Annotated in this window: 24 protein-coding genes; 3 read left to right on the forward strand and 21 right to left on the reverse strand. The window is 56.1% G+C overall.

The features are described from left to right. Positions 1-22 precede the first annotated feature (22 nt). From truB to ACRQU7_RS18840, 9 genes are all read right to left on the reverse strand, one after another. Positions 23-937 carry a tRNA pseudouridine(55) synthase TruB gene (gene truB, locus ACRQU7_RS18800; RefSeq protein ID WP_444642647.1) on the reverse strand — a complete coding sequence of 305 codons (915 nt, stop codon included), beginning with the start codon at positions 935-937 and terminating at the stop codon, positions 23-25. Positions 938-957: 20 nt separating this feature from the next. Continuing rightward, entirely contained in the window at positions 958-1,902 is a 945-nt protein-coding gene (locus tag ACRQU7_RS18805; RefSeq protein ID WP_038326206.1) for a DHH family phosphoesterase, read from the reverse strand. After that, positions 1,899-2,249 (reverse strand): 30S ribosome-binding factor RbfA, encoded by a 351-nt coding sequence (gene rbfA / locus ACRQU7_RS18810; protein WP_444642649.1) that lies wholly within the window; start codon positions 2,247-2,249, stop codon positions 1,899-1,901. Before rbfA ends, ACRQU7_RS18805 begins: the two co-directional genes overlap by 4 nt. Before the next feature lie 30 nt (positions 2,250-2,279). Continuing rightward, the gene (gene infB / locus ACRQU7_RS18815) at positions 2,280-4,787 is read right to left on the reverse strand and encodes a translation initiation factor IF-2 (RefSeq protein WP_444642650.1); all 2,508 of its coding nucleotides are present in this window, start codon (positions 4,785-4,787) and stop codon (positions 2,280-2,282) included. An 18-nt stretch (positions 4,788-4,805) separates the two neighbouring features. Further along, a complete protein-coding gene (locus tag ACRQU7_RS18820; protein WP_444642651.1) occupies positions 4,806-5,126 on the reverse strand; it encodes a L7Ae/L30e/S12e/Gadd45 family ribosomal protein in 321 nt (106 codons plus the stop codon). Then, on the reverse strand, positions 5,119-5,388 hold the full coding sequence (gene rnpM / locus ACRQU7_RS18825; protein ID WP_444642653.1) for an RNase P modulator RnpM: 270 nt from the start codon (positions 5,386-5,388) through the stop codon (positions 5,119-5,121). Before rnpM ends, ACRQU7_RS18820 begins: the two co-directional genes overlap by 8 nt. A 27-nt stretch (positions 5,389-5,415) precedes the next feature. Beyond that, positions 5,416-6,474, reverse strand: coding sequence for a transcription termination factor NusA (gene nusA, locus ACRQU7_RS18830; RefSeq protein WP_038326213.1), 1,059 nt, complete (start codon positions 6,472-6,474; stop codon positions 5,416-5,418). After that, a complete protein-coding gene (gene rimP, locus ACRQU7_RS18835; RefSeq protein WP_141826695.1) occupies positions 6,471-6,971 on the reverse strand; it encodes a ribosome maturation factor RimP in 501 nt (166 codons plus the stop codon). The genes nusA and rimP overlap by 4 nt, the downstream gene beginning before the upstream one ends. Before the next feature lie 124 nt (positions 6,972-7,095). Further along, positions 7,096-7,632, reverse strand: coding sequence for a stage V sporulation T C-terminal domain-containing protein (locus tag ACRQU7_RS18840; protein ID WP_038326215.1), 537 nt, complete (start codon positions 7,630-7,632; stop codon positions 7,096-7,098). 289 nt (positions 7,633-7,921) lie between these two features. On the opposite strand from ACRQU7_RS18840, the gene ACRQU7_RS18845 reads away from it, so the two are divergent. Further along, positions 7,922-8,374 carry a hypothetical protein gene (locus tag ACRQU7_RS18845; RefSeq protein ID WP_141826696.1) on the forward strand — a complete coding sequence of 151 codons (453 nt, stop codon included), beginning with the start codon at positions 7,922-7,924 and terminating at the stop codon, positions 8,372-8,374. 82 nt (positions 8,375-8,456) lie between these two features. Here the strand turns inward: ACRQU7_RS18845 and ACRQU7_RS18850 are convergent, their stop codons facing one another. The 10 genes from ACRQU7_RS18850 to ACRQU7_RS18895 all read right to left on the reverse strand — a co-directional run bounded on the left by ACRQU7_RS18850 (position 8,457) and on the right by ACRQU7_RS18895 (position 16,268). Further along, the gene (locus ACRQU7_RS18850; RefSeq protein ID WP_444642657.1) at positions 8,457-9,047 is read right to left on the reverse strand and encodes an Rnf-Nqr domain containing protein; all 591 of its coding nucleotides are present in this window, start codon (positions 9,045-9,047) and stop codon (positions 8,457-8,459) included. Beyond that, positions 9,044-9,691 (reverse strand): Rnf-Nqr domain containing protein, encoded by a 648-nt coding sequence (locus ACRQU7_RS18855; protein WP_185741192.1) that lies wholly within the window; start codon positions 9,689-9,691, stop codon positions 9,044-9,046. Before ACRQU7_RS18855 ends, ACRQU7_RS18850 begins: the two co-directional genes overlap by 4 nt. Further along, entirely contained in the window at positions 9,681-10,658 is a 978-nt protein-coding gene (locus tag ACRQU7_RS18860) for an RnfABCDGE type electron transport complex subunit D (protein WP_444642659.1), read from the reverse strand. Before ACRQU7_RS18860 ends, ACRQU7_RS18855 begins: the two co-directional genes overlap by 11 nt. Beyond that, entirely contained in the window at positions 10,655-11,683 is a 1,029-nt protein-coding gene (locus tag ACRQU7_RS18865) for a 4Fe-4S dicluster domain-containing protein (protein WP_444642661.1), read from the reverse strand. Before ACRQU7_RS18865 ends, ACRQU7_RS18860 begins: the two co-directional genes overlap by 4 nt. A gap of 16 nt (positions 11,684-11,699) precedes the next feature. After that, complete coding sequence (gene rpe / locus ACRQU7_RS18870) at positions 11,700-12,344, reverse strand: ribulose-phosphate 3-epimerase (protein ID WP_444642663.1); 645 nt, start codon at positions 12,342-12,344, stop codon at positions 11,700-11,702. Positions 12,345-12,564: 220 nt separating this feature from the next. Further along, positions 12,565-12,858, reverse strand: a complete 294-nt coding sequence (locus ACRQU7_RS18875) for a hypothetical protein (protein ID WP_444642665.1) — start codon at positions 12,856-12,858, stop codon at positions 12,565-12,567. 62 nt (positions 12,859-12,920) lie between these two features. After that, the gene (locus ACRQU7_RS18880) at positions 12,921-13,226 is read right to left on the reverse strand and encodes a hypothetical protein (protein ID WP_444642667.1); all 306 of its coding nucleotides are present in this window, start codon (positions 13,224-13,226) and stop codon (positions 12,921-12,923) included. A gap of 156 nt (positions 13,227-13,382) precedes the next feature. Further along, entirely contained in the window at positions 13,383-14,603 is a 1,221-nt protein-coding gene (locus ACRQU7_RS18885) for a ubiquitin-like domain-containing protein (RefSeq protein ID WP_444642669.1), read from the reverse strand. Between the two features lie 638 nt (positions 14,604-15,241). Further along, positions 15,242-15,889 (reverse strand): pentapeptide repeat-containing protein, encoded by a 648-nt coding sequence (locus ACRQU7_RS18890; RefSeq protein WP_444642671.1) that lies wholly within the window; start codon positions 15,887-15,889, stop codon positions 15,242-15,244. 10 nt (positions 15,890-15,899) lie between these two features. Next, positions 15,900-16,268, reverse strand: a complete 369-nt coding sequence (locus ACRQU7_RS18895; RefSeq protein ID WP_444642673.1) for a winged helix-turn-helix transcriptional regulator — start codon at positions 16,266-16,268, stop codon at positions 15,900-15,902. A gap of 94 nt (positions 16,269-16,362) precedes the next feature. Between ACRQU7_RS18895 and ACRQU7_RS18900 the strand changes: the two genes are divergently transcribed. Beyond that, positions 16,363-16,758, forward strand: a complete 396-nt coding sequence (locus ACRQU7_RS18900) for a pyridoxamine 5'-phosphate oxidase family protein (protein WP_141826707.1) — start codon at positions 16,363-16,365, stop codon at positions 16,756-16,758. A gap of 158 nt (positions 16,759-16,916) precedes the next feature. Here ACRQU7_RS18900 and rpsI read toward each other — a convergent pair whose 3' ends face one another. Both rpsI and rplM read right to left on the reverse strand, forming a co-directional pair. After that, positions 16,917-17,318: a 30S ribosomal protein S9 gene (gene rpsI / locus ACRQU7_RS18905; RefSeq protein ID WP_038326224.1), complete on the reverse strand. Its 402-nt coding sequence runs from the start codon at positions 17,316-17,318 to the stop codon at positions 16,917-16,919. Positions 17,319-17,333: 15 nt separating this feature from the next. Next, on the reverse strand, positions 17,334-17,762 hold the full coding sequence (rplM, locus tag ACRQU7_RS18910) for a 50S ribosomal protein L13 (protein ID WP_141826708.1): 429 nt from the start codon (positions 17,760-17,762) through the stop codon (positions 17,334-17,336). A 347-nt stretch (positions 17,763-18,109) separates the two neighbouring features. Between rplM and ACRQU7_RS18915 the strand changes: the two genes are divergently transcribed. Continuing rightward, positions 18,110-18,658 (forward strand): biotin transporter BioY, encoded by a 549-nt coding sequence (locus ACRQU7_RS18915; protein WP_444642676.1) that lies wholly within the window; start codon positions 18,110-18,112, stop codon positions 18,656-18,658. Positions 18,659-18,749 lie beyond the last annotated feature (91 nt).

Here is an 18,749-nt window from a genome sequence, read left to right on the forward strand (position 1 = left end):
TCCGCGGTCCCTTTTGCCAAAATCAGTTCCCTTCCTCAAAGAAAAGCCGCAACACGGAAAGCTCCGCTTTTTCCCTGTCGACGGCCCCCAGCCCCAGAAAGCTTCCTTCGGGGGAGAGCACGCGCAGAAAAGCGCCGTCCGTTTCGTCCCCCGGCAGCCCCGAAAGACGTTCCAGACTGAGCGCGCCGCCGTTGCAGAACCGCCGCGCCTGAGCGCCCGTCACCCGCAGCGCGGGGCGGCCGGAAAACAGGCTTTCGGTCGGTCGGACCTTTTGCTCCAGCGTCCCCAGTCCGGAAAGCTGCTTCGCCTCGTCCAGCGAAACCGCGTCCTCCAGCGAAAATCCGGCGGCCCGCGTCCTTCTCAGCGAGGACATCACGCCGAACGTCCCCAGCCTTTCGCCGATGTCCGCGCAGAGTGTCCGTATATAGGTTCCCGCGGAGCAGCGCACGGTCAGCGCGCCGCTCTGCGTGTTTTCGTCAAATTCATTCAGAATCAGCTCATAAATCGTAACCGGGCGCTTGTCGCGCTCCACCTCGATCCCCTGCCGCGCAAGGGTATAAAGCCGCTGTCCGTTCTTCTGCACCGCAGAGTACATCGGCGGAATCTGCCAAATATTTCCGCGGAAATAAGGCAGTACGGCTTCTATTTGGGCCTTTTGAACCCTTTCGCCGCATTCCTGCAGCTTTTTGCCGGTAATATCCTGTGTGTCGGTACGGTACCCAAGCTGAAAACCGGCACGGTACTCCTTGTCCGTATCGTCCAGAAGCGAAGCCGCCCGCGTCGCCTTTCCCAAAAGCAGGGGCAGCACCCCGGTAGCCATCGGGTCAAGGGTGCCGGTGTGGCCGATTTTCTTCTGTCCGCAAAGGCGGCGCATCACCGCCACCACGTCAAACGAGGTGAAGTCCTGCGGCTTGTCTATCACGATGACCCCGTTCATGGCTTCCCTCCCGCTGTATTTTAAAGATGCTTGCCAATCTCCGCAAGCATCTGCTTCTCGGCTTCCTCCAGGGTGGTGTTAAAGGTACACCCCGCCGCTCCCGCGTGTCCGCCGCCGCCGAAAACGGCGCAGATTTCGGAAGCGTTCTGCGGCGGCTGTGCCCGCAGGGAAATCTTATACCCGCCGCCCGCCTTTTCGCGGATGGTCACGCCGATGACCACGCCCTCGATCGCGCGGGGAATGGAGGCCAGTCCCTCAATATCGCCCTCCGTCGCGCCGGTGCTTGCGATCATCTCATTGGTAATTTTAATGACCGCGACGCGGTTGTCGTAAAAATAGCGGATGGTATCCATGACGCAGCGCTCCATATCGATGCGCGCGCGGCTTTTCGTGTCGAACATCACGCGGTTGATCCGGTGCCCGTCGGCGCCTTTTTCAACAAGGTCCGCGGCAATACGGTACGTGGTCGGGGTCACGTTGATGTATTTGAAGCAGCCGGTATCCGTCGTAATGCCCGTATAAAGGGAATCCGCGATCACGGAATCAATTTCCACGCCCAGCAGATTGAGCAGGTCGAAAATGATTTCGCAGGTGGCGGCCGCTTTCGCGTCCAGACAGGTGCGCTTCGCGTAATCGGAATTGGAAGGGTGATGGTCGATACAGAGGTCGACCCTGTCCCCGTAAAGGCTCTGATTCGGTTCCCCGATCAGCTGCAGGTCGGCGATATCCACCGCGACGACCGTTTCGGGGGAAAACGTCTCCTCTTCCACGCCGCTGAAAAGGTACCGGTATTTCGGCACGATCGCGTCGGAGCAGCGGATCATGGCGTGTTTGCCCATTTTCTGCAGGCCCCGGCAAAGCGCCGTGGCGGAGCCCAGGGTGTCGCCGTCCGGATACTGGTGGCTTAAAATCAGGATTTGGTCGGCTTCCCGCAGAAAATCGGCCGCCTCGCTTCGGGTTATCATTTTTTATCACCCCTTAAATCGTTGAGCATCCGCGAAATATTCGCACTGTATTCGATGGAGTCGGTCGCTTTGAAGGTAAGCTCCGGCACATGCCTGAGCTCAAGCCGCGCGCCAAGCTCGTGACGGATAAAGCCGGACGCCGATTTCAGGCCGGCAACGGCCTGTTTCGCCTGTTCCATTCCCTCCATCGCGCTGACAAAAACCGTGCAGTAAGATAAATCGCTTGTGACGTCCACCCGGACAATACTGATCAGGCCCTGTACCCGCGGGTCTTTCAGCTCGCGGAAAATTGCCGTCAGCTCCCTTTTGATATCCTCGGTCGTCCGTCCCATTCTGTGGCTGGCCATTTTCTACCTCCGTATATTACACTCTCGGGATCAGTCCCTGTATTCCTCCATCACAAAGGCTTCCAGAACGTCCCCTTCCTTGATGTCGTTGAAGCGCTCCAGACCGATGCCGCAGTCGTAGCCCTCGGCGACCTCTTTCACGTCGTCCTTGAAACGGCGCAGGGAAGCGATCTTATCCTCCGTAATGACAATCCCGTCGCGCACAACGCGAATCTGTGCGACGCGGGTGATTTTGCCCGTCGTAACGTGGGCGCCCGCAATGGTACCCACATTGGTGATTTTATAAACCTCGCGGCACTCGGCCTTGCCCAGGGGCAGTTCGCGGAATTTCGGCGCAAGCATGCCCTTCATGGCGGACTCGATTTCGTCGATACAGTCGTAGATGATGCGGTACAAACGCAGATCCACGCCGTCGCGCTTGGCGTTTTCCTCGGCGACCGGGTCGGGCCGTACGTTAAAGCCGACGATAATGGCGTTGGAAGCGGAAGCGAGCATGACGTCGGATTCGCTGATCGCGCCCACGCCGCCGTGAATGACGTTTACGCGGACTTCCTCGTTGCTCAGCTTCTCCAGCGACTGGCGGACCGCTTCTACAGAGCCCTGCACATCGGCCTTTACAATGATCTGCAGCTCCTTCATGTCGCCCTGCTTCATCTGGTCGAACAGATTGTCAAGGGTGACCTTGGTGCGGGAGTTGAACCGCTCTTCCTTCAGCTCGGTGCGGCGCTGCTCCACCAGCTCCCTTGCAAGGCGCTCGTCGGACACGGCGTTGAAGATATCGCCGCCGGTCGGCACGTCGTCAAGACCGGTGATCTCCACCGGAACGCTCGGTCCCGCCTGCTCGATCTTCTGCCCGTCCGCGTCCGTCATGGCGCGCACGCGGCCAACGGTGGTGCCGGCAACAATGATATCGCCGGTGCGGAGCGTACCGTTCTGGACCAGCATGGTCGCAATCGGGCCGCGGCCTTTGTCAAGCCTTGCCTCAATCACGGTACCCTTTGCGGCACGGTCCGGATTGGCCTTCAGTTCCTTCATATCCGCCGTCAGGATAATCATTTCCAGAAGATCCTTGATGCCGGTCTTCTTCACGGCGGAAACAGGGATACACGGCGTGTCGCCGCCCCACTCCTCCGGAACAAGGTCGTACTCCGTCAGCTGTTCCATGACATGCTGCGGGTTCGCGCCCGGCTTATCCATCTTATTGATCGCGACAATAATGGAAACCTCCGCGGCCTTGGCGTGGTGGATCGCTTCCACGGTCTGCGGCATGATGCCGTCGTCCGCGGCGACCACCAGAACGGCGATATCCGTTACCTGTGCGCCTCTGGCACGCATGGTGGTAAACGCGGCGTGGCCCGGGGTGTCCAGGAAAGTGACGTCGCGCTCGCCCAGCTTTACCTGGTACGCGCCGATGTGCTGGGTAATGCCGCCGGCCTCGGAGGCGGTGACATTCGCGTGGCGGATGGCGTCCAGAAGGGACGTCTTGCCGTGGTCGACGTGGCCCATGACGACCACAACCGGCGCGCGCGGCACAAGGTTGTCGTCCTTGTCCTCGCTGTCGTCGATGATCTGTTCCTCAATGGTGACGACGACTTCCTTTTCCACCTTCGCGTGAAATTCCATGGCGGCGAGAGTGGCGGTGTCGAAGTCGACGGTGTCGTTGACGGCGGCAAACACGCCCAGAGCCATCAGCTTCTTGATGACCTCGGCGGCGGTGGCCTTCAGGCGGAGCGCCAGCTCGCCGACCGTAATTTCCTCCGGAATCTGGATGGTGATCGGTTTCGCCTTGCGTTCCAACGCGATACGGCGCAGACGCTCGGCCTCCGTCTCCTTGCGGGAATTCCTTGGCCTGCCGCGGTACTGGGAGCTGCGCTGGGTCAGCTTCTGCTTCTGCACGGTATTGGCCGTGTTGATTTTTTCGGAAGCGAGACGGTCGTATTTTTCGTTGTATTTGTCAAGCTCCACATGGGACGCTCTCGTATCGACAATCCTGCCCTCGGTGCGTTTGATCGCGTTGCCGGAGTCGCCGCCGGACGGCTGCGGACTTCTCTGCATGGTGCTCTGCTGCGGTCTGGGCGCCACGGGAGCCTTGTGCTGCTGCGGGGGCTTGGGGCCGACCGGCGTAATCTTGCCCGGCTTTACGGCCTTGCGCACAGGCGGAACAGAAGCCGGGGCGCCCTGAGCGGGATGCGCCGGGGCTGCGGGCCGCTGCTGCTGCGCGCCCTGCACCGGACGCGGAGCTCTGGCCTGCTGCTGTACGGGCGGACGGGGCGCGGGCTTCTGCGGCTGGATGATGACATCCGGCTTTTCCGGCTCCACGACGGTCTCGTTCCGGTTTGCCTGAGCGAAATACGTGTCAAGGTTTTCGCTGCTGTTCTTCTGGGTAAACGTTTCAAAAACAAGATCGAGTTCGTTTTCGTTGAGAGCCGTCATATGTTTTTTGGTTTCACCGGCATACTTTTCCAAAGTATCAATGACATCCTTATTCGGAATGTTCAAATCCTTTGCCACCTCATGGACCCTGTATTTCATCATCATATATCAAATTCCTCCTCATTACTCTGTACCAGCCGCCTGTGCCCGGGAAAGCTCAAGCAGCTTTTTAGCGAACCCTGCGTCATTCACCGCTACAACTCCGGTTCGCTTTCCTAGAGCCATGCTGATTTCGTCCATTACCGCCCCGCAGGTCACCACCGCGGTTCCTTCTTCCCCAGCCGCCTGCCGGACGCCTCCGGCGGTTCGGGGGGAAAGGTCCGCCGCCAGCAGTATCAACGCGGCGCTTCCCCTCCTCAGCGATTCGATCGCCGCGTCATTGCCGAGCGAAAGCCTTCCGGCCCGACGGGCAATGCCGAGAAGATGTAAGATTTTTTCATTCATTCCGGCTGATTTCCTCCTCCATACGGTCAAATACCTCGTCGGGGATTTTGCAGGAGAAGGCTTTTTCAAATCTTCTCGCCTTTCGCGCCGCTTTCAGGCAGTCTATGCTCCTGCACACATATGCGCCGCGCCCCGGCTTGCGTCCTGTCAAATCAAGAGATATTTCCTGCCCGGGCGATTTTACCACCCGCACAAGCTCTTTTTTCGGTTTCATCTCTCCGCACCCCGAGCACATCCGCATCGGTACTTTTCTTTCGTGCATTTCATACACCGCCTGTTCCAAAAGAATTTACTTCTGCTCTTCCTCGCCGAAGAAGCCGCTTTCCGGCTTGATGTCTATCTTCCAGCCGGTCAGCTTGGCGGCAAGGCGGGCGTTCTGCCCCTTGTTGCCGATCGCGAGGGAAAGCTGGCTGTCCGGCACGGTCACGCGGCAGGCGTGGGAGCCGTCCTGCGCCGGAGTGACGGAAAGGACGTCCGCGGGCGACAGCGCGGAGGCGATAAACTGCGCCGGGTCCTCGCTGTACTCCACAATGTCGATCTTTTCGCCGCCCAGCTCGTTTACGATATTGGAAACGCGCGCGCCGCGGGAGCCGATGCAGGCGCCGACGGCGTCGACGTCCGGGTTATGGCTCACAACCGCTATTTTTGTGCGGGACCCCGCTTCGCGGGAAACCGCCTTTATCTCCACCGTGCCGTCGTAAATCTCCGGCACCTCGGTTTCAAACAATCTTTTGACCAGATCGGGGTGGACGCGGCTGATCATAGCGCGCGGGCCCTTCTCGGTTTCTTTGACATCGACCACGTACACCTTGATGTGGTCGCCCTCCGTCAGCTTTTCGTCGCCGACCTGTTCGCTCTTGGGCAGAATGGCCTCGGCCTTGCCGATCATCAGGGTCGCCGCGCCCGTGCGGGGGTCGACCCGCTCCACCAAAGCGCTGACCAGCTCCTGATGCTTGCTCTGGAACTCCTGCATCATCTGGCCGCGCTCGCCGTCGCGGATGCCCTGCCGGATGATGTTGCGGGCGGTCTGCGCCGCGATGCGCCCGAATTCCTTGGTGTTCAGCTGAACGCCGACCACTTCGCCGATGTCCGTTTTCGGGTCGATTTCGCGTGCGTCCTCCAACAGAATTTCTTTCCCCTGGTCGCTTATGTCCTCAACGACGGTCTTGCGCAGATAAACTTCGAACGTCCCTTTTGCCGGATCCATGTTTATCACACAGTCCTCGTTGCCGTAGCTGTTTTTGCAGGCCGTGACAATCGCCTTTTTGATCCTGTCGAGCATAAAGTCGACCGGAATGCCCCTTTCTTTTTCCAACAGAGCAAGGGCCTCGAAAACTTCGCTGTTCATTCCTCAATACCTCCAACAATATCATCATCCACCAGCCGCACCGACGAGGCATCCCTGGCGGCGAGTGAAATCGTTACTCCTTCCTCCGTTTGAAGGACCATGGTATTCTCCCGATAATCTTCCAGTACGGCGGCCAGCTCGCGCCGCCCGTCCTCCAGGGGGCGAATCAGCTTCACATGCACCACGGAACCCAGAAACGCCCGAAAATGTTCCTCGCGCACAAGCTCCCGGTCAATGCCCGGGGAGGAGACCTCCAGACAGTACGACTGGTCGATCGGGTCAAGTTCATCAAGCGGGCCGTTGATCGCGCGGCTCATGTTTTCACAGTCCTCAATGCCCACGCCGCCCTCTTTGTCAATAAAAATCCTCAGAAACCAGTCGGCTCCCTCTTTCAGGAAGCGGACGTCCCAGACGGAAAGCCCCAGCCCGGCCGCAATCGGCGCGGCAAGCTTCCATACCGTTTCAACGGTATTTCCGTTCTTTTTCTTATAAGCCAACCCTGTTCACCTCATAATACAAACAAAAGAGCGGGTCGCCCCACTCTTTCATCCTTCATAATATTACTTATTTATAATATCACAACAAAACTGCGAATGCAAGGGGGAAAAGTGAATAATACGCTTATTCCTCCATCTGTTTCCCCAAGAAGGATGCCGCGACCTGCGCGAGCTTGGTTTCACTTTCCGTGGGAACCTCGTCGCCGTCGTTTCCGAGCAGGATCACCGCTCCGGTCACGTCGCTGGAAGCGATAATGGGATAAACGACTTCCGCCGTCCTGTCCACACCCTCCACGGGCCGGAACGCGGATTTGCCCTTGCTGATAAAGTTCGTGCGGCTCTGCATGCATTCCTCAAGCTCGGGGGTTACGCGGCGCTCCAGAAATTCCTTGCGCGAAACGCCGGCCGCCGCGACGACATGGTCGCGGTCACAGATAATGGCAGGCGCGTTGATCGCTTTGCTCAGCACATCCGCGTACTGCCCGGCGAAGGTGGAGAGCTCGCCCACAGGCGAGTATTTCTTAAAAATGACCCCTCCCTGCGTATCGGTAAAAATTTCAAGCGCGTCGCCCTCGCGTATGCGAAGCGTGCGGCGTATCTCCTTTGGGATGACAACGCGGCCTAAATCATCAATTCTTCTGACTATTCCTGTGGCTTTCAATTTTTATTACCTCCTGTGCGGTGTTGTCTTTGCTTATTATCCGCAGGAATTTCTTTGCTATACAGGATTTGACAAGGATGATTTTGGGAAAATTTTTTCTTTTTGCTCCCACGGGCTGCACTGCCCGCTGGAAATCCGACTTTTCTTCCACGGCTGCGTCAAACAAATCCTTCTTTTATTGACGGGCCTGTGTTTATCTTTCGGGAAAATACGGTAATACTTGTAAACGGAAGGAAGCCGTACTATAATAAATCATAATAAGCTTTCCCGAATAAATGGAGGTTTTACATTGAAAAAACTGATAAAATTATGCGCCGCGGTTCTTGCGGCGGCAGCCCTGTTCGCGTTTACGGGCTGTTCGGCGCGCACGCCGGTTACGGCGGACGAGTTTAAAAAGCAGGCGGAAGCGGCCGGGTTTACGGTAACGGATTCCTCCGCCAGTGCAAACGCGGAAAAATACCTGAGCGCAATCAAAAGCGAGACCGGCACGGAGCTTGCGTTCCTTTCCTTCTCCTCGGAAAGCGCCGCTACGGAGATGTACACAAACCTCAAGTCGAGCATCACCTCCGGCACGGACGGCGACGCGAAGAACGTCGACTCCTCCTCCTATAATAAATACACCCTTGTAAACGGCGAGCTGAACCACATTCTGGTGCGGATGAATAAAACCATTGTGTACGGCAAGGCGACCACAACCTATAAAAACCAGATCGACGACTTTTTCAGCGCGATTAAATACTGAACCTGTTTCATAAGGCTCCCCTGACAGACGCGAACGCAGCGTTTGTCAGGGGAGCCTTTTTTGATGTGTAAATATCATCAATCTAAAAAAGCTTTCCGCCGGTAAAGCCCGCGAAGGCCATGGACAGAATCCCGACGTAGATCAGCACGGCGGGCAGCCCGCTGAACGCTTTGGGCATATCCGAGTTCCTGCAGATTTCCGGCGTATGGGAAAAAACGAGGGCGGCCAGAAAGAACGCCGCGCCCGTGCCGAGGGCAAAGCCGAGGGCGTCCGGCAAAGCGAGTTTCAGGCTTTTCAGCACATACGGCATGGAGAGCACGACCGTATTCATCGCCGCCGGAGCCAGAATCTGCCCGTATTTTCTGTAAAACTGTGCGGAAAAGGTTTTCAGGACAAACGCCGCGATCAGATAGGCAGCCGCGCTGCAAAAAGCCAGCAGGGCCGGCCGCAGGACAATCAGCATTTGACTGCCCGCAAGCAGCGGGCTGAGAAAATAAGCCGCAGCCATGGAAATCAGCGTAAAGACCGTTACAAAAGCGGAGTACATTCCGAGCATTTTCGGCCTGCGCCCCGCGCGGAGCACGCGGCTGAACCCGATTCCCCCGGCAAACAGGATATTTTCCGTGCTGACCGCCAGAAGCGCGATCAAAAGCATCTGTACAAAGGTGTTCATATGCGGGGCACCCTCCTTCTACCGGCTTTTTTACTGCGCTTTTCATTTACCCACTGGACGAACGCGGCGAAAAATCCAAGCAGGAGGAAGCCGAAAAACGGCAGGGAAACGCCCGCGTCGGCGGTGCCGTACACCCCCATGTTGGTGTGCCACAGGCTGCCCTTGAGCCAGAACTCCCGAATGGCGGCGCTCAGGCAGATGACCGCGGCAAAGCCGACGGAGCATCCCAGAGCGTCCGCGGCCACCGCCCAGCCGATATGGGTGGGCGCGTAATCGTTCGCGCGGGAAAGGATCATGGAGTTGCAGATCATCAGGGCGGCGAACATGCCCAGAGCAGTCACCGACCCGGGAAGCAGCTTTTCCGTCAGCCACGCGGCGGGAAGATACAGAACTGCGGAAGCCGTCAGGACCAGCCCCGGACGGATCCACAGGGGGATCATTTCCCCCACCAGACAGAGCAAAAGGGTCAGCGGCAGGGTCAGGAACAGGAAGAGAAGGGACAGCTCAACGGCGTTCCTCAGATTGTAGCCGCCCGCAACGATGGGGTAAAGCCCGAGAGCACCGATCAAAACAGGGTTTTTGAAAAACGCCCCGTTAAAAAAGATCGTGCCCGTTTCGCGCAGCAGGGTTTTCTTATTCGTCATACGGTTCATCCCCCAGTCTCAGCGCCCCCAGCAGCAGAGAATCAATCTGCGGGGCTGCGGCGTTGGCAATGATGACGGCGAAGACGGCCCCCTGCTCAAACGCGCCGAAGCGGCGGAACATCATCACCAGAAAGCCGGCAAAGGCGCCGTAAAAAATGCGTCCCGGTATCCTGTGCGGGGCGGTCACTGGATCGGTGACCATGAACACGGAACAGAAAAGCAGGGACCCCGACATCAGCTCGTACTTCACAGAGGTCAGCGGGTCGCACGCAATTCTGGGAAAAAACGCCGCAATCAGCACGGCGACGGCCAAAAAGGAAACCGTGATTTCCCACCTGGCCGTGCGCTTCAGGAACAGGAAAAGCCCGCAGGCGCAGATCACCAGGATTCCGGTCGTACCCAGCGGGCCGGGAAACACGCCCCAAAGCATGTCGAGCGGCAGAATGCCCGGCTTCAAACCGCTTTTTAAAACAGCGGCGGGCGAACGGGCCAGCACCGCGGTAAAATCCTGATACGGAGGAATCGTCTGAGCGGTCGCCGGATCGAAATAAGAAAACATCTCCTTCGGCCAGCAGAGCACGGCAAAGGCGACGCCGGACGCCGCCGGATTAAACGGCGTATGCCCGATGGAGCCGAACGGCATCTTCGCGACCAGAATCGCAAAGGCGGCCGCCGCACAGGGCAGCCACAGGGGGGCGTTGAGCGGCATCAGCATGGTGATCATCATTCCCGTGACAAGGGAGGACCCATCGGAAAGGCTGATGCTCTTTGTCTGGATCAGGCTGAACGCAATCTCGCAGACCGCACAGGCCAGCATGGTCACGCCCGCCATCACGAGCGGGCGCGGCCCGTAGTGCACCGCGGGCAGAACGAGCAGCATGGCAAGCGCGAACAGCACGTCGCGCATCATGGAGGCTACGGAGGCTTCGCTTTTTACAAAAGGAGCTCTCGCTTCATTTAACGTCAATCGAAGTCACCGCTTTTCTTATATGCGGCCGCCTTCGAAATGGCGGCGCGCAGATCGATTCCGGAAGGGCAGGCGACGGCGCAGGCCGAACAGCCGATGCATTTCTGCACGTTCAGCATCCTGACAGGGTCCGGGCTGGCGCTTTGTATCTCTCTCAGAACCTTCCACGGCACAATGCCGCGCGGGCACGCCCGCTCGCATTTTTCACAGCCGATGCAGGGATAGGTCTTGTTTCTGGGGGGCTTTCGCAGTGCGATCACACAGCGCGTTGCCGCCGTGACCGGCTCGGACAGGTCGGTGACGGCTTTTCCCGTAACGGAAGAACCGGTGATGACCACCTTCGTCTTTTCGCTCGCTTCGCAGGCGTCCAGCAGAAATTTCAGCGGCGTGCCGATACGCACCCGCAGATTCCGCCAGTGCTCGACCCCGTCGCCCGCCACCGTCACCACGGTAAAGCTCTGGGGTTCGTTTTCGTCCACGGCGGCGGTCAGCGCCAGAAGTGCCTGCGCGCCGACGTACGCGGCGTTTTTTCCGGAAGCGTACAGCTTCCGTTTCAAGAGCACCCGCGCCGGATACCGTTCGCCCGCAAGGATCAGATCCGCCTGCGGGTTGATTTTCTGAATCACGCGCGCTTCCCGGGAAGTCGCCACGGCGATTTTGTTCTCCGCCGCGCCGCACGCCCGCGCGGCGAGCACCAGCCCGGCGATCATCGCGTGCGTATTTTCCCGCAGCGTCGCCATGGCGCTCGTCGTACAGGGGTCCTCGTCAAAGCAGCAGGCCACGAGCATATCCGGTTTCAGCCGACGCAGCCGCCTCAACTTCTTGTCGAGCGCCGTACCGTCGAACTCGTCGACGATCCCGGCGGCCTCGGCAGCGGCGATGATCCCGCCGGCGTCAAGCTTCCCCTTCCGGGGCGGAAGCGGATTCGGCTCCTCAATGTCCTCCGGAACGGGAAGATTCTTTATTTTATGTCTCAGCGAAGCTGATTTTTGCTGCTCCAGCTTTACGCCGCGCTGCAGTATCACGCCGCCACCCCCGTTTCTATTTTTGCCCGGCCGCCGCTTTCAGATCCCTGATCGCCTGTGCGGCATCCTCCGCCTTGAATACGCTTGTCCCCGCCACGCACACATCCGTGCCCGCCTGGGCGGCCGTCCGGATCGTGGAGGGATTGATCCCTCCGTCCACCTGAATCAGCAGCTCGGGCCTGCGGGCTTTCAGGACACGGATCTTTTCCATCATGTCCTCCATAAAGCTCTGGCCGCCGAACCCCGGCTCCACCGTCATGACAAGCACCATATACAGCTTGTCCAGATACGGGAACAGCACTTCCGCGGGAGTGCCCGGCTTCACGGACAGCGCCGGCTTTACGCCGCCAGCACGGATGGCTTCCAGCGTTTTTTCCGTGTCGGACTTCGATTCTATATGAAAAGTAATAATATCCGCTCCGGCGTCTATAAAATCAGGGACATACCGGAGCGGTTCCTCGATCATCAGATGCACGTCAAAAGGTTTTTCCGTAAATCCGCGCACGGCCCTGATCACCGGCGCACCGAAAGTCAGGTTCGGCACAAAATGCCCATCCATTACATCCAGATGGATCCAGTCTGCGCCACAAAGGTCCATTCTTCTTACTTCATTTCCAAGCTGTGAAAAATCCGAGGAAAGCACCGAAGGTGCTATTAGCATATTGATTCCTCCATTGCTTTTTCCTTTATTCTACCCTAAATAGATTGTTTTTTCAACTTTTTCAGAACCGGTTCCCTCAAACTTTATAGTGGCTGCCGGGAACGGATTCCCGGCAGACGATCTATAATGAAGCGGTTTAAATATTTGCCCCGCACTCTATTGTATGCATGAATTCCCATTTTGGCAGTAAAAAAGCTCCGCATCCGCGAAGCTTTTTCCGCTATTTCTCATCGTGGCCGGAGAGATCGTCCCCGGGGGCGTCTCCCTTGCTTTTCCTGCTTTCCCTGTAATAGACCACACAGGCAAGCACCAGCGCCGCCGCGGTAAGCCCGCGCAGCACCCAGCCCCAGGCCCCGGCAAACGGGTTGACCGCGAGGGCGGCATCCGCAAACCACCATCCGCCCAGAAGGATAAAGAACGCGCCCAGCGCGTAAAAAACACGGTTTTCCCGGCTCATCCGGAAAATCAGGATCAAACCGACGGCAACCCACATCGCCGCATATACGTAAGGCAAATCAACCGCTCCCCGCTGTTATGATATTTTATCATAATATGAATCGGGATTTCTGTCAATCGCTACGCGCAGGTTTTCTCGACTCTGCGCAGCCTGCCCTGTGCACGCTGGGGATGCCTGTGCATCCGGCGGCGGCGCACGACGACTTCCCGCCTGAGCTGTAAAAAGCAGCAGAAGGCCACGACGGCCTGCAGAACAAACTGGACGGTCTGGAACAGCCAGTTCCCCTCGCCGGAGAGAAGAGAGAGCACCCCCATCGCCGCGGTCATCCCCAGCAGCGCGCGGCCGGACTCCGTCCGCGGCCTGAATTTTTTGGCCATGATGCCCGCCGCCAGCAGCATGATCGTTCCCGTAAAAAGATTCATCATTTTATCCCCCCGGCCCCAAAACCGTTCATATGTTCTATTTGTTGTCCTTATAATAACACATATGTTCTATTGAATGCAAGCCTTCTTTTTCAAAAAAATTTCGCGGGGACATCCACGGGACAGCAAAAAAGAGCGGGGTTTCCCCCGCTCCCTGTATTACAGAACATAAATATTCATTTTACGGTTTCCGAACTGCCGGCACTGCCCGACCGTGTTGAAATACAGGTCGGCGACAATGCGCCCGTCCATTACCCCGCCGCCGGTATCCGCCGCAATGGCGTAACCGTAAACGACCTTGCCGTCCGGGGAGCAGATATAAAGCCTGCTGCCGTAGGGGATGATCTTCGGATTGACCGCGACCAGTCCGAACGCCGCCGCCCGCCCGGTTGAGGTTCTTCCCCCGCCGGTGTAGCCGGTGCACTTTCCGGTAACGTATTTTTTATAGGAAATGGTCTTTCCGTTTTGGTCGGTAATCGTTCCGTCACCGTTGATCACGGCGGCGCCCGCCGCTTTTTTCTTTGTTCCGACCACGGTCACCTGATCGACCGGCTGCTCCACCACGGTGGTGCTGACGACCTCGCTGGCGGCAACCTTTCCTTCCACCAGCTTCTGGCGGGTAACCACGGACTGGCTGCCGGCTTTGCCGGAAGTCTTGACCTTGATCTGCCCTTTATAAAGGCTGGCGCTGTTCTCGTTTTTATTTTTGAACGCGACCGGCTGAATGCTGGTCACTTCCTTATAGGTCACCCTTGAGACGGAAATTTGCATTCCCTCGCTGACAGGGGCGTTCTTCTCCACACTGACAAGGTCCTCCGCGCCGAGGGAAGTCCCGGCTTCCTCAAGCGCCTGGGCGACTGTGCCTTCGCCGGCGACCACGGATTTCGTCTGCCCGTCCGCCGTAATGCTGACGGTAAATTTTCTTTTTACCTGGATGTCCGTTTCCTGTGTAACCTTTTCAGCCGGCTTCGGAGTAACCACATCGTTTGCTTTCAGCGTTACCGCCGCCGCAGACAGCGCCTGCGCCACCGTATCGCCGTGGTGCAGCGTAACGGTTTTTACATCGCCGTCCGCGCTGATATCCGCCTGAAATGCAGTTCTCACAGTGATAAGGATTTTCCCGTCCGGGGTCAGTTCGGGGCTGCGCTCAACAATATCGTTTTCGCCGTGCTTAACATTTGCCGCGACAAGAATTTCATCCGTCCCATCATTGAACAGCTGTACGGATCTCTTTTCTCCGTTATAATCGACCACTGCGTTACGCGTTACTGCCGCCACCGTGATGACGGAACTGACTGTAATCACAATCATCATAGCCAGAGCAAGCACTCTTTTCATCGAGTTTTGCAGACAGGCCGTATTTCGTGTAAAAAATTGCATTTGTTCACCCTTTTCCCTGCTTCGGCGGGGTAAATATGGGCCTTGCCCACCACCTTGCCGAGCGTCAGTTTTTAGAGCATCTATCCAATGGCGTAATTATATTCACCTAATGCATAATTGTCAAATTAGCATCGGTCGCAAATTTGTAGATATTGCACAAAGCCTTTCCAGCAAATATTCGGAATTTCCGCCTTAATTTTCCGTGTCGGCACAAATACTCCTTTTCTTGCGCTTTCAAAGAAAGCCTTTTCTGTGCAAAATGCAAGAAAATCAAAGTTACAAACTTGTTACAAATATTACAGCATTGTTTACACTGTAAAGAATTGGGTTTTTCGGCCGCTTTTCCACCGTTTTTCTGAACGATCGGTTAAAATCAGCGGCTCTGCGCCTGAGTTTTTGGCCATTATGAACAGTGTTTCAAAACCTGTCGTTTTTGATACAATTCCGCCTTTCCGCCGAAGGGCGGTACGCTCCTGAAAAACCGGTTTTCGTTCATTTTCGCTGCCTGAATCCGGCGCCGAAAGGCACAACGCAACCACACTATATATAGTATATGAAGGCCGTCCAAAAAGAGCGCGAACTCTGCCGGAAAAATGCTATATATAATGAAAAGGGACTCCGGTCATCCGGAGTCCCTTTTACCGTACAATCAATCCTAAGTATCTCGACAGGTCGCAAGCCTGTACCGCAGTGACGACCGCCCCCTGCAGCTCCGGTCCGGAAAGCAGGATTCCCGCGATTTCACAGGTTGTAAAATCCATCCCTTTGAGCGGTGCGTGAAGAAATTCCGACCGGGTCAGATCGCATTTCTGAAACCCGGCTGACTTGAAGGCACACAGCTGAAAACTCGCGTTTGAAAAGTCGCTTTCTGCAAAGCGGCAGCCCTTCATTTTCACCGAGGATAAATTCCCATAGGTGCAGATGCATTTTTCTATGGTGACGCTTTCAAAAGAAGACTCTGAAAAATTGACGCCCAGCATCTTGCAGTTTTCAAACCGCACCCTGCGCAGCAGGCATTTGGAGAAATCGGCATTGGAAAGATCGCAGCCGCTGAAAACGGCATCCGCAAAATACAGGCTTCCAAACCTGCTTTCCGCCAGGCGGCAGTTCTCGAAAAAACATTCCCGAATGTCGGTGCCGCAGGCCTCCATGCCGTTTTGCACCGCGTTCCGAAAGCGGTAACCTTTCACGTCCCGTTCTTCCTCCTGTGCCTGCCGAAGGGCTTCTTCCAGGGTTTCCATTTCCGTTAACTGCTCAGAGAGCTTTGGTTCTTCCATTTTTATCATTTCGTTTCCATCACTCCTGTGAATTTTTTGTCCCGGCAATATTCATTTGCTCCGTTCCCCAGGCGGCCAGCTCGTTCAGCGCCGGCATCAGGCTCTCTCCCGACCGGCTCAGGGAATATTCCACGTGCGGCGGTATTTCCATGTACTGGACCCGTCGTACCAGCCCGTTTTCTTCCAGCTCCTTCAGGGACTGCGACAGCATCATGTTGGTGATTCCGCAGACGCACCGTTTCAGTTCATTGTACCTTAAAACGCCCTTGCAGCTAAGCGCCCACAGAATCGGAAGCTTCCATTTTCCGCCGATCAGCCTCAGGGCATACGTGACCGGACATTTCCCGATTTCTTCTTCCCGTTCCGCTGTATTTTCCCCTATACTCATAAAATCCTTCCTTAGTCATAAAAATCTGCATACTTGTATTTTTCATTCCTTATTTTATAATAATATCATAAACAAATACGAAGGAGCAATGATTATGGACGAAGTTCTTCAATTTTTAACCGAAAATCCCACCTTTTACCTCGCCACGGTGGAAGGCAACGTTCCCAAAGTCCGTCCTTTTGGGTTCATCATGAAATACGACGGAAAACTCTGCTTCTGCACCAACAACGGAAAAAATGTGTATAAGCAGATGAAGGAAAACCCCAATATTGAGATCTGTACGACCAGCAAGACCAGCGAATGGCTGCGCCTGAAGGGAAAAGCAGTTTTCTGCACCAGCAAAGAAAGCAAGCAGGCCGCGCTGGCGGCAGCTCCCTACCTTTCCAGTATGTACCGGGTAGACGACGGTATTTTTGAGGTTTTTTCCATTGACGAAGCGGAAGCCACTTTCAGCAATATGAAGGGCGAATCCAGAACCGTTCGCTTTTAACAGTACCCCGACAGGCCTATTAAAGCCGAAATGCAGTAATGATTAGGAAGGTCCCCGCAGACAAGCTGCGGAGACCTTTTGATGTGACGGAACCGAAACGCCTTGAAACAGAGAAAACCCGCACGGATACAAGCACCGTGCGGGTAAAATTGAAGAAATTATCTCTTGGAGAACTGGGGTGCGCGACGGGCTGCTTTCAAGCCGTACTTCTTGCGCTCCTTCATTCTCGGGTCACGGGTCAGGAACCCGGCCTTCTTCAGAGCAGAACGCAGATTCTCGGAATCATACTGGAGCAGCGCTCTGGCAATGCCGTGGCGGATTGCGCCGGCCTGGCCGGTTACGCCGCCGCCGGCTACGCGGCAAACAACGTCGAATTTCTCATTTGTATTGGTAAGAACCAACGGCTGACGGACGATCAGCTTGAGGGTGTCAAGTCCGAAATAATCGTCGATGCTTCTGTCGTTGATGGTCACTTTACCGGTGCCCTGGTAAACTCTTACGCGGGCAACGGAGCTTTTTCTTCTGCCGGTTCCATAGAAATATGGTGCTTTCTCGTACATATTAATCCTCCTCCCTTACAGTTCCCAAGCCTGCGGCTTTTGAGCGGCGTGAACGTGTTCCGCGCCTTCAAACAGACGAAGTCTGGTCATGGCGGCACGGCCGATCGTGGTGCTGGGGATCATGCCTTTTACGGCAAGCTCCATCGCCTTGCAGGGCTTTTCACTCATAAGGGTGTCGTATCTGACAGCCTTTAAATGTCCGATGTAACCGGTGTGGTGATAGTAGAATTTCTTTTCCAGTTTCTTTCCGGTCAGCACGGCGTCTTTGCAGTTGATGATGATCACATGATCGCCGCAGTCAACGTGCGGAGCAAAGGTTACTTTGTGTTTTCCGCGGAGCAGAACAGCGGCCTGTTTGGCGACGCGGCCCAGCGGTTTGCCTGCTGCGTCGAGCACATACCACTTGCGCTCAACTTCGCCGGCCTTCGGCATATAGGTGGACATAGCTTATACCTCCTGAATTTTATCTGAAAATATCACAAAACCCCGCCCTTTTGGCAGGGCTGCCTTTCTTAAAAAAGCGCGCCGAAAAGCGGCGCAAAGGAATTGCATGTATGATACTACCACAGGAAGGCCGCCGTGTCAAGAGCAAAGTGCGATTATTTTAATTTAGTTGATGGTTTTCTCCGGTTTTCACCTGTTTTTGGCCTGTTTCTCGCCGTCGCTCCCCCGTCATTTCACTTTTCAGAGCTTTTTGTTTTTTATTGTCAACCTTATAATAAAATCCAAGGTTGACAATTCAACAAATCCCGCCTATACTGAAAACAAATTCATTGATATGGGAGATGCTTATGAAAACAAAACAGCTGACTTTGACCGCGTTGTTTACCGCGCTTACCATCCTATTTGCGCAGCTGATCCTTCCGCTGTCCTTCACCCCGGTTCCACTGTCGCTTTCCCTTCTGCCGGTCTATCTTTCCGGCGCGATTCTGCCGAAACGGTACGCCGTGTACTCCCAGCTGGTCTATCTTCTGATCGGCGCCGTTGGCCTACCGGTATTTGCCGGATTCAAAGGCGGTCCGGGCGTGCTTTTCGGGCCAACGGGCGGATTCCTCATCGCCTATCCGCTGATGGCCTTTCTGACCGCATGGATTCTGGAGCTTCTTAAGAAAAAGACGCTCGCCTCCTGCGTCCCGGCCATGCTCGCCGCCCTTGCCGTGTGCTATCTGTGCGGTTCCCTGTTCTACGCGTTCGCAGGGCACGTCAGCTGGCTCAAATCCCTCTCCGCCACGGTTTTCCCGTTCGTCCTTTTCGATCTGATCAAGGTCGCCGCTTCTGTTTTACTCGCCCCGGCGATCAACAAAGCGTTGACAAAAGCAAGCCTAATACAAACCGTATAATGGTTTGGACCTGCCGCTCCGGAAGCGGACCAGCCGGTCGGCACGCGCCTACGGCGACGCTTCCAGTTGGCTTAATATTAAATCGGACGTG

This window comes from Caproiciproducens puteiluti (genome assembly GCF_052442865.1).
GTDB lineage: Bacteria > Bacillota > Clostridia > Oscillospirales > Acutalibacteraceae > Caproiciproducens.

Bases quoted from the DNA above. Each gene is read 5' to 3' on its own strand.
- ACRQU7_RS18880 (WP_444642667.1), bottom strand. From the start codon at position 13,226: ATGATGAATCTTTTTACGGGAACGATCATGCTGCTGGCGGCGGGCATC.
- ACRQU7_RS18915 (WP_444642676.1), top strand. From the start codon at position 18,110: ATGAAAACAAAACAGCTGACTTTGACCGCGTTGTTTACCGCGCTTACC.
- ACRQU7_RS18885 (WP_444642669.1), bottom strand. From the start codon at position 14,603: ATGCAATTTTTTACACGAAATACGGCCTGTCTGCAAAACTCGATGAAA.
- ACRQU7_RS18900 (WP_141826707.1), top strand. From the start codon at position 16,363: ATGGACGAAGTTCTTCAATTTTTAACCGAAAATCCCACCTTTTACCTC.
- rpe (WP_444642663.1), bottom strand. From the start codon at position 12,344: ATGCTAATAGCACCTTCGGTGCTTTCCTCGGATTTTTCACAGCTTGGA.
- truB (WP_444642647.1), bottom strand. From the start codon at position 937: ATGAACGGGGTCATCGTGATAGACAAGCCGCAGGACTTCACCTCGTTT.
- ACRQU7_RS18820 (WP_444642651.1), bottom strand. From the start codon at position 5,126: ATGAATGAAAAAATCTTACATCTTCTCGGCATTGCCCGTCGGGCCGGA.
- infB (WP_444642650.1), bottom strand. From the start codon at position 4,787: ATGATGATGAAATACAGGGTCCATGAGGTGGCAAAGGATTTGAACATT.
- rnpM (WP_444642653.1), bottom strand. From the start codon at position 5,388: ATGCACGAAAGAAAAGTACCGATGCGGATGTGCTCGGGGTGCGGAGAG.
- ACRQU7_RS18850 (WP_444642657.1), bottom strand. From the start codon at position 9,047: ATGAACACCTTTGTACAGATGCTTTTGATCGCGCTTCTGGCGGTCAGC.
- ACRQU7_RS18895 (WP_444642673.1), bottom strand. From the start codon at position 16,268: ATGAGTATAGGGGAAAATACAGCGGAACGGGAAGAAGAAATCGGGAAA.
- rplM (WP_141826708.1), bottom strand. From the start codon at position 17,762: ATGTCCACCTATATGCCGAAGGCCGGCGAAGTTGAGCGCAAGTGGTAT.
- nusA (WP_038326213.1), bottom strand. From the start codon at position 6,474: ATGAACAGCGAAGTTTTCGAGGCCCTTGCTCTGTTGGAAAAAGAAAGG.
- rpsI (WP_038326224.1), bottom strand. From the start codon at position 17,318: ATGTACGAGAAAGCACCATATTTCTATGGAACCGGCAGAAGAAAAAGC.
- ACRQU7_RS18890 (WP_444642671.1), bottom strand. From the start codon at position 15,889: ATGATAAAAATGGAAGAACCAAAGCTCTCTGAGCAGTTAACGGAAATG.
- ACRQU7_RS18805 (WP_038326206.1), bottom strand. From the start codon at position 1,902: ATGATAACCCGAAGCGAGGCGGCCGATTTTCTGCGGGAAGCCGACCAA.
- rbfA (WP_444642649.1), bottom strand. From the start codon at position 2,249: ATGGCCAGCCACAGAATGGGACGGACGACCGAGGATATCAAAAGGGAG.
- ACRQU7_RS18855 (WP_185741192.1), bottom strand. From the start codon at position 9,691: ATGACGAATAAGAAAACCCTGCTGCGCGAAACGGGCACGATCTTTTTT.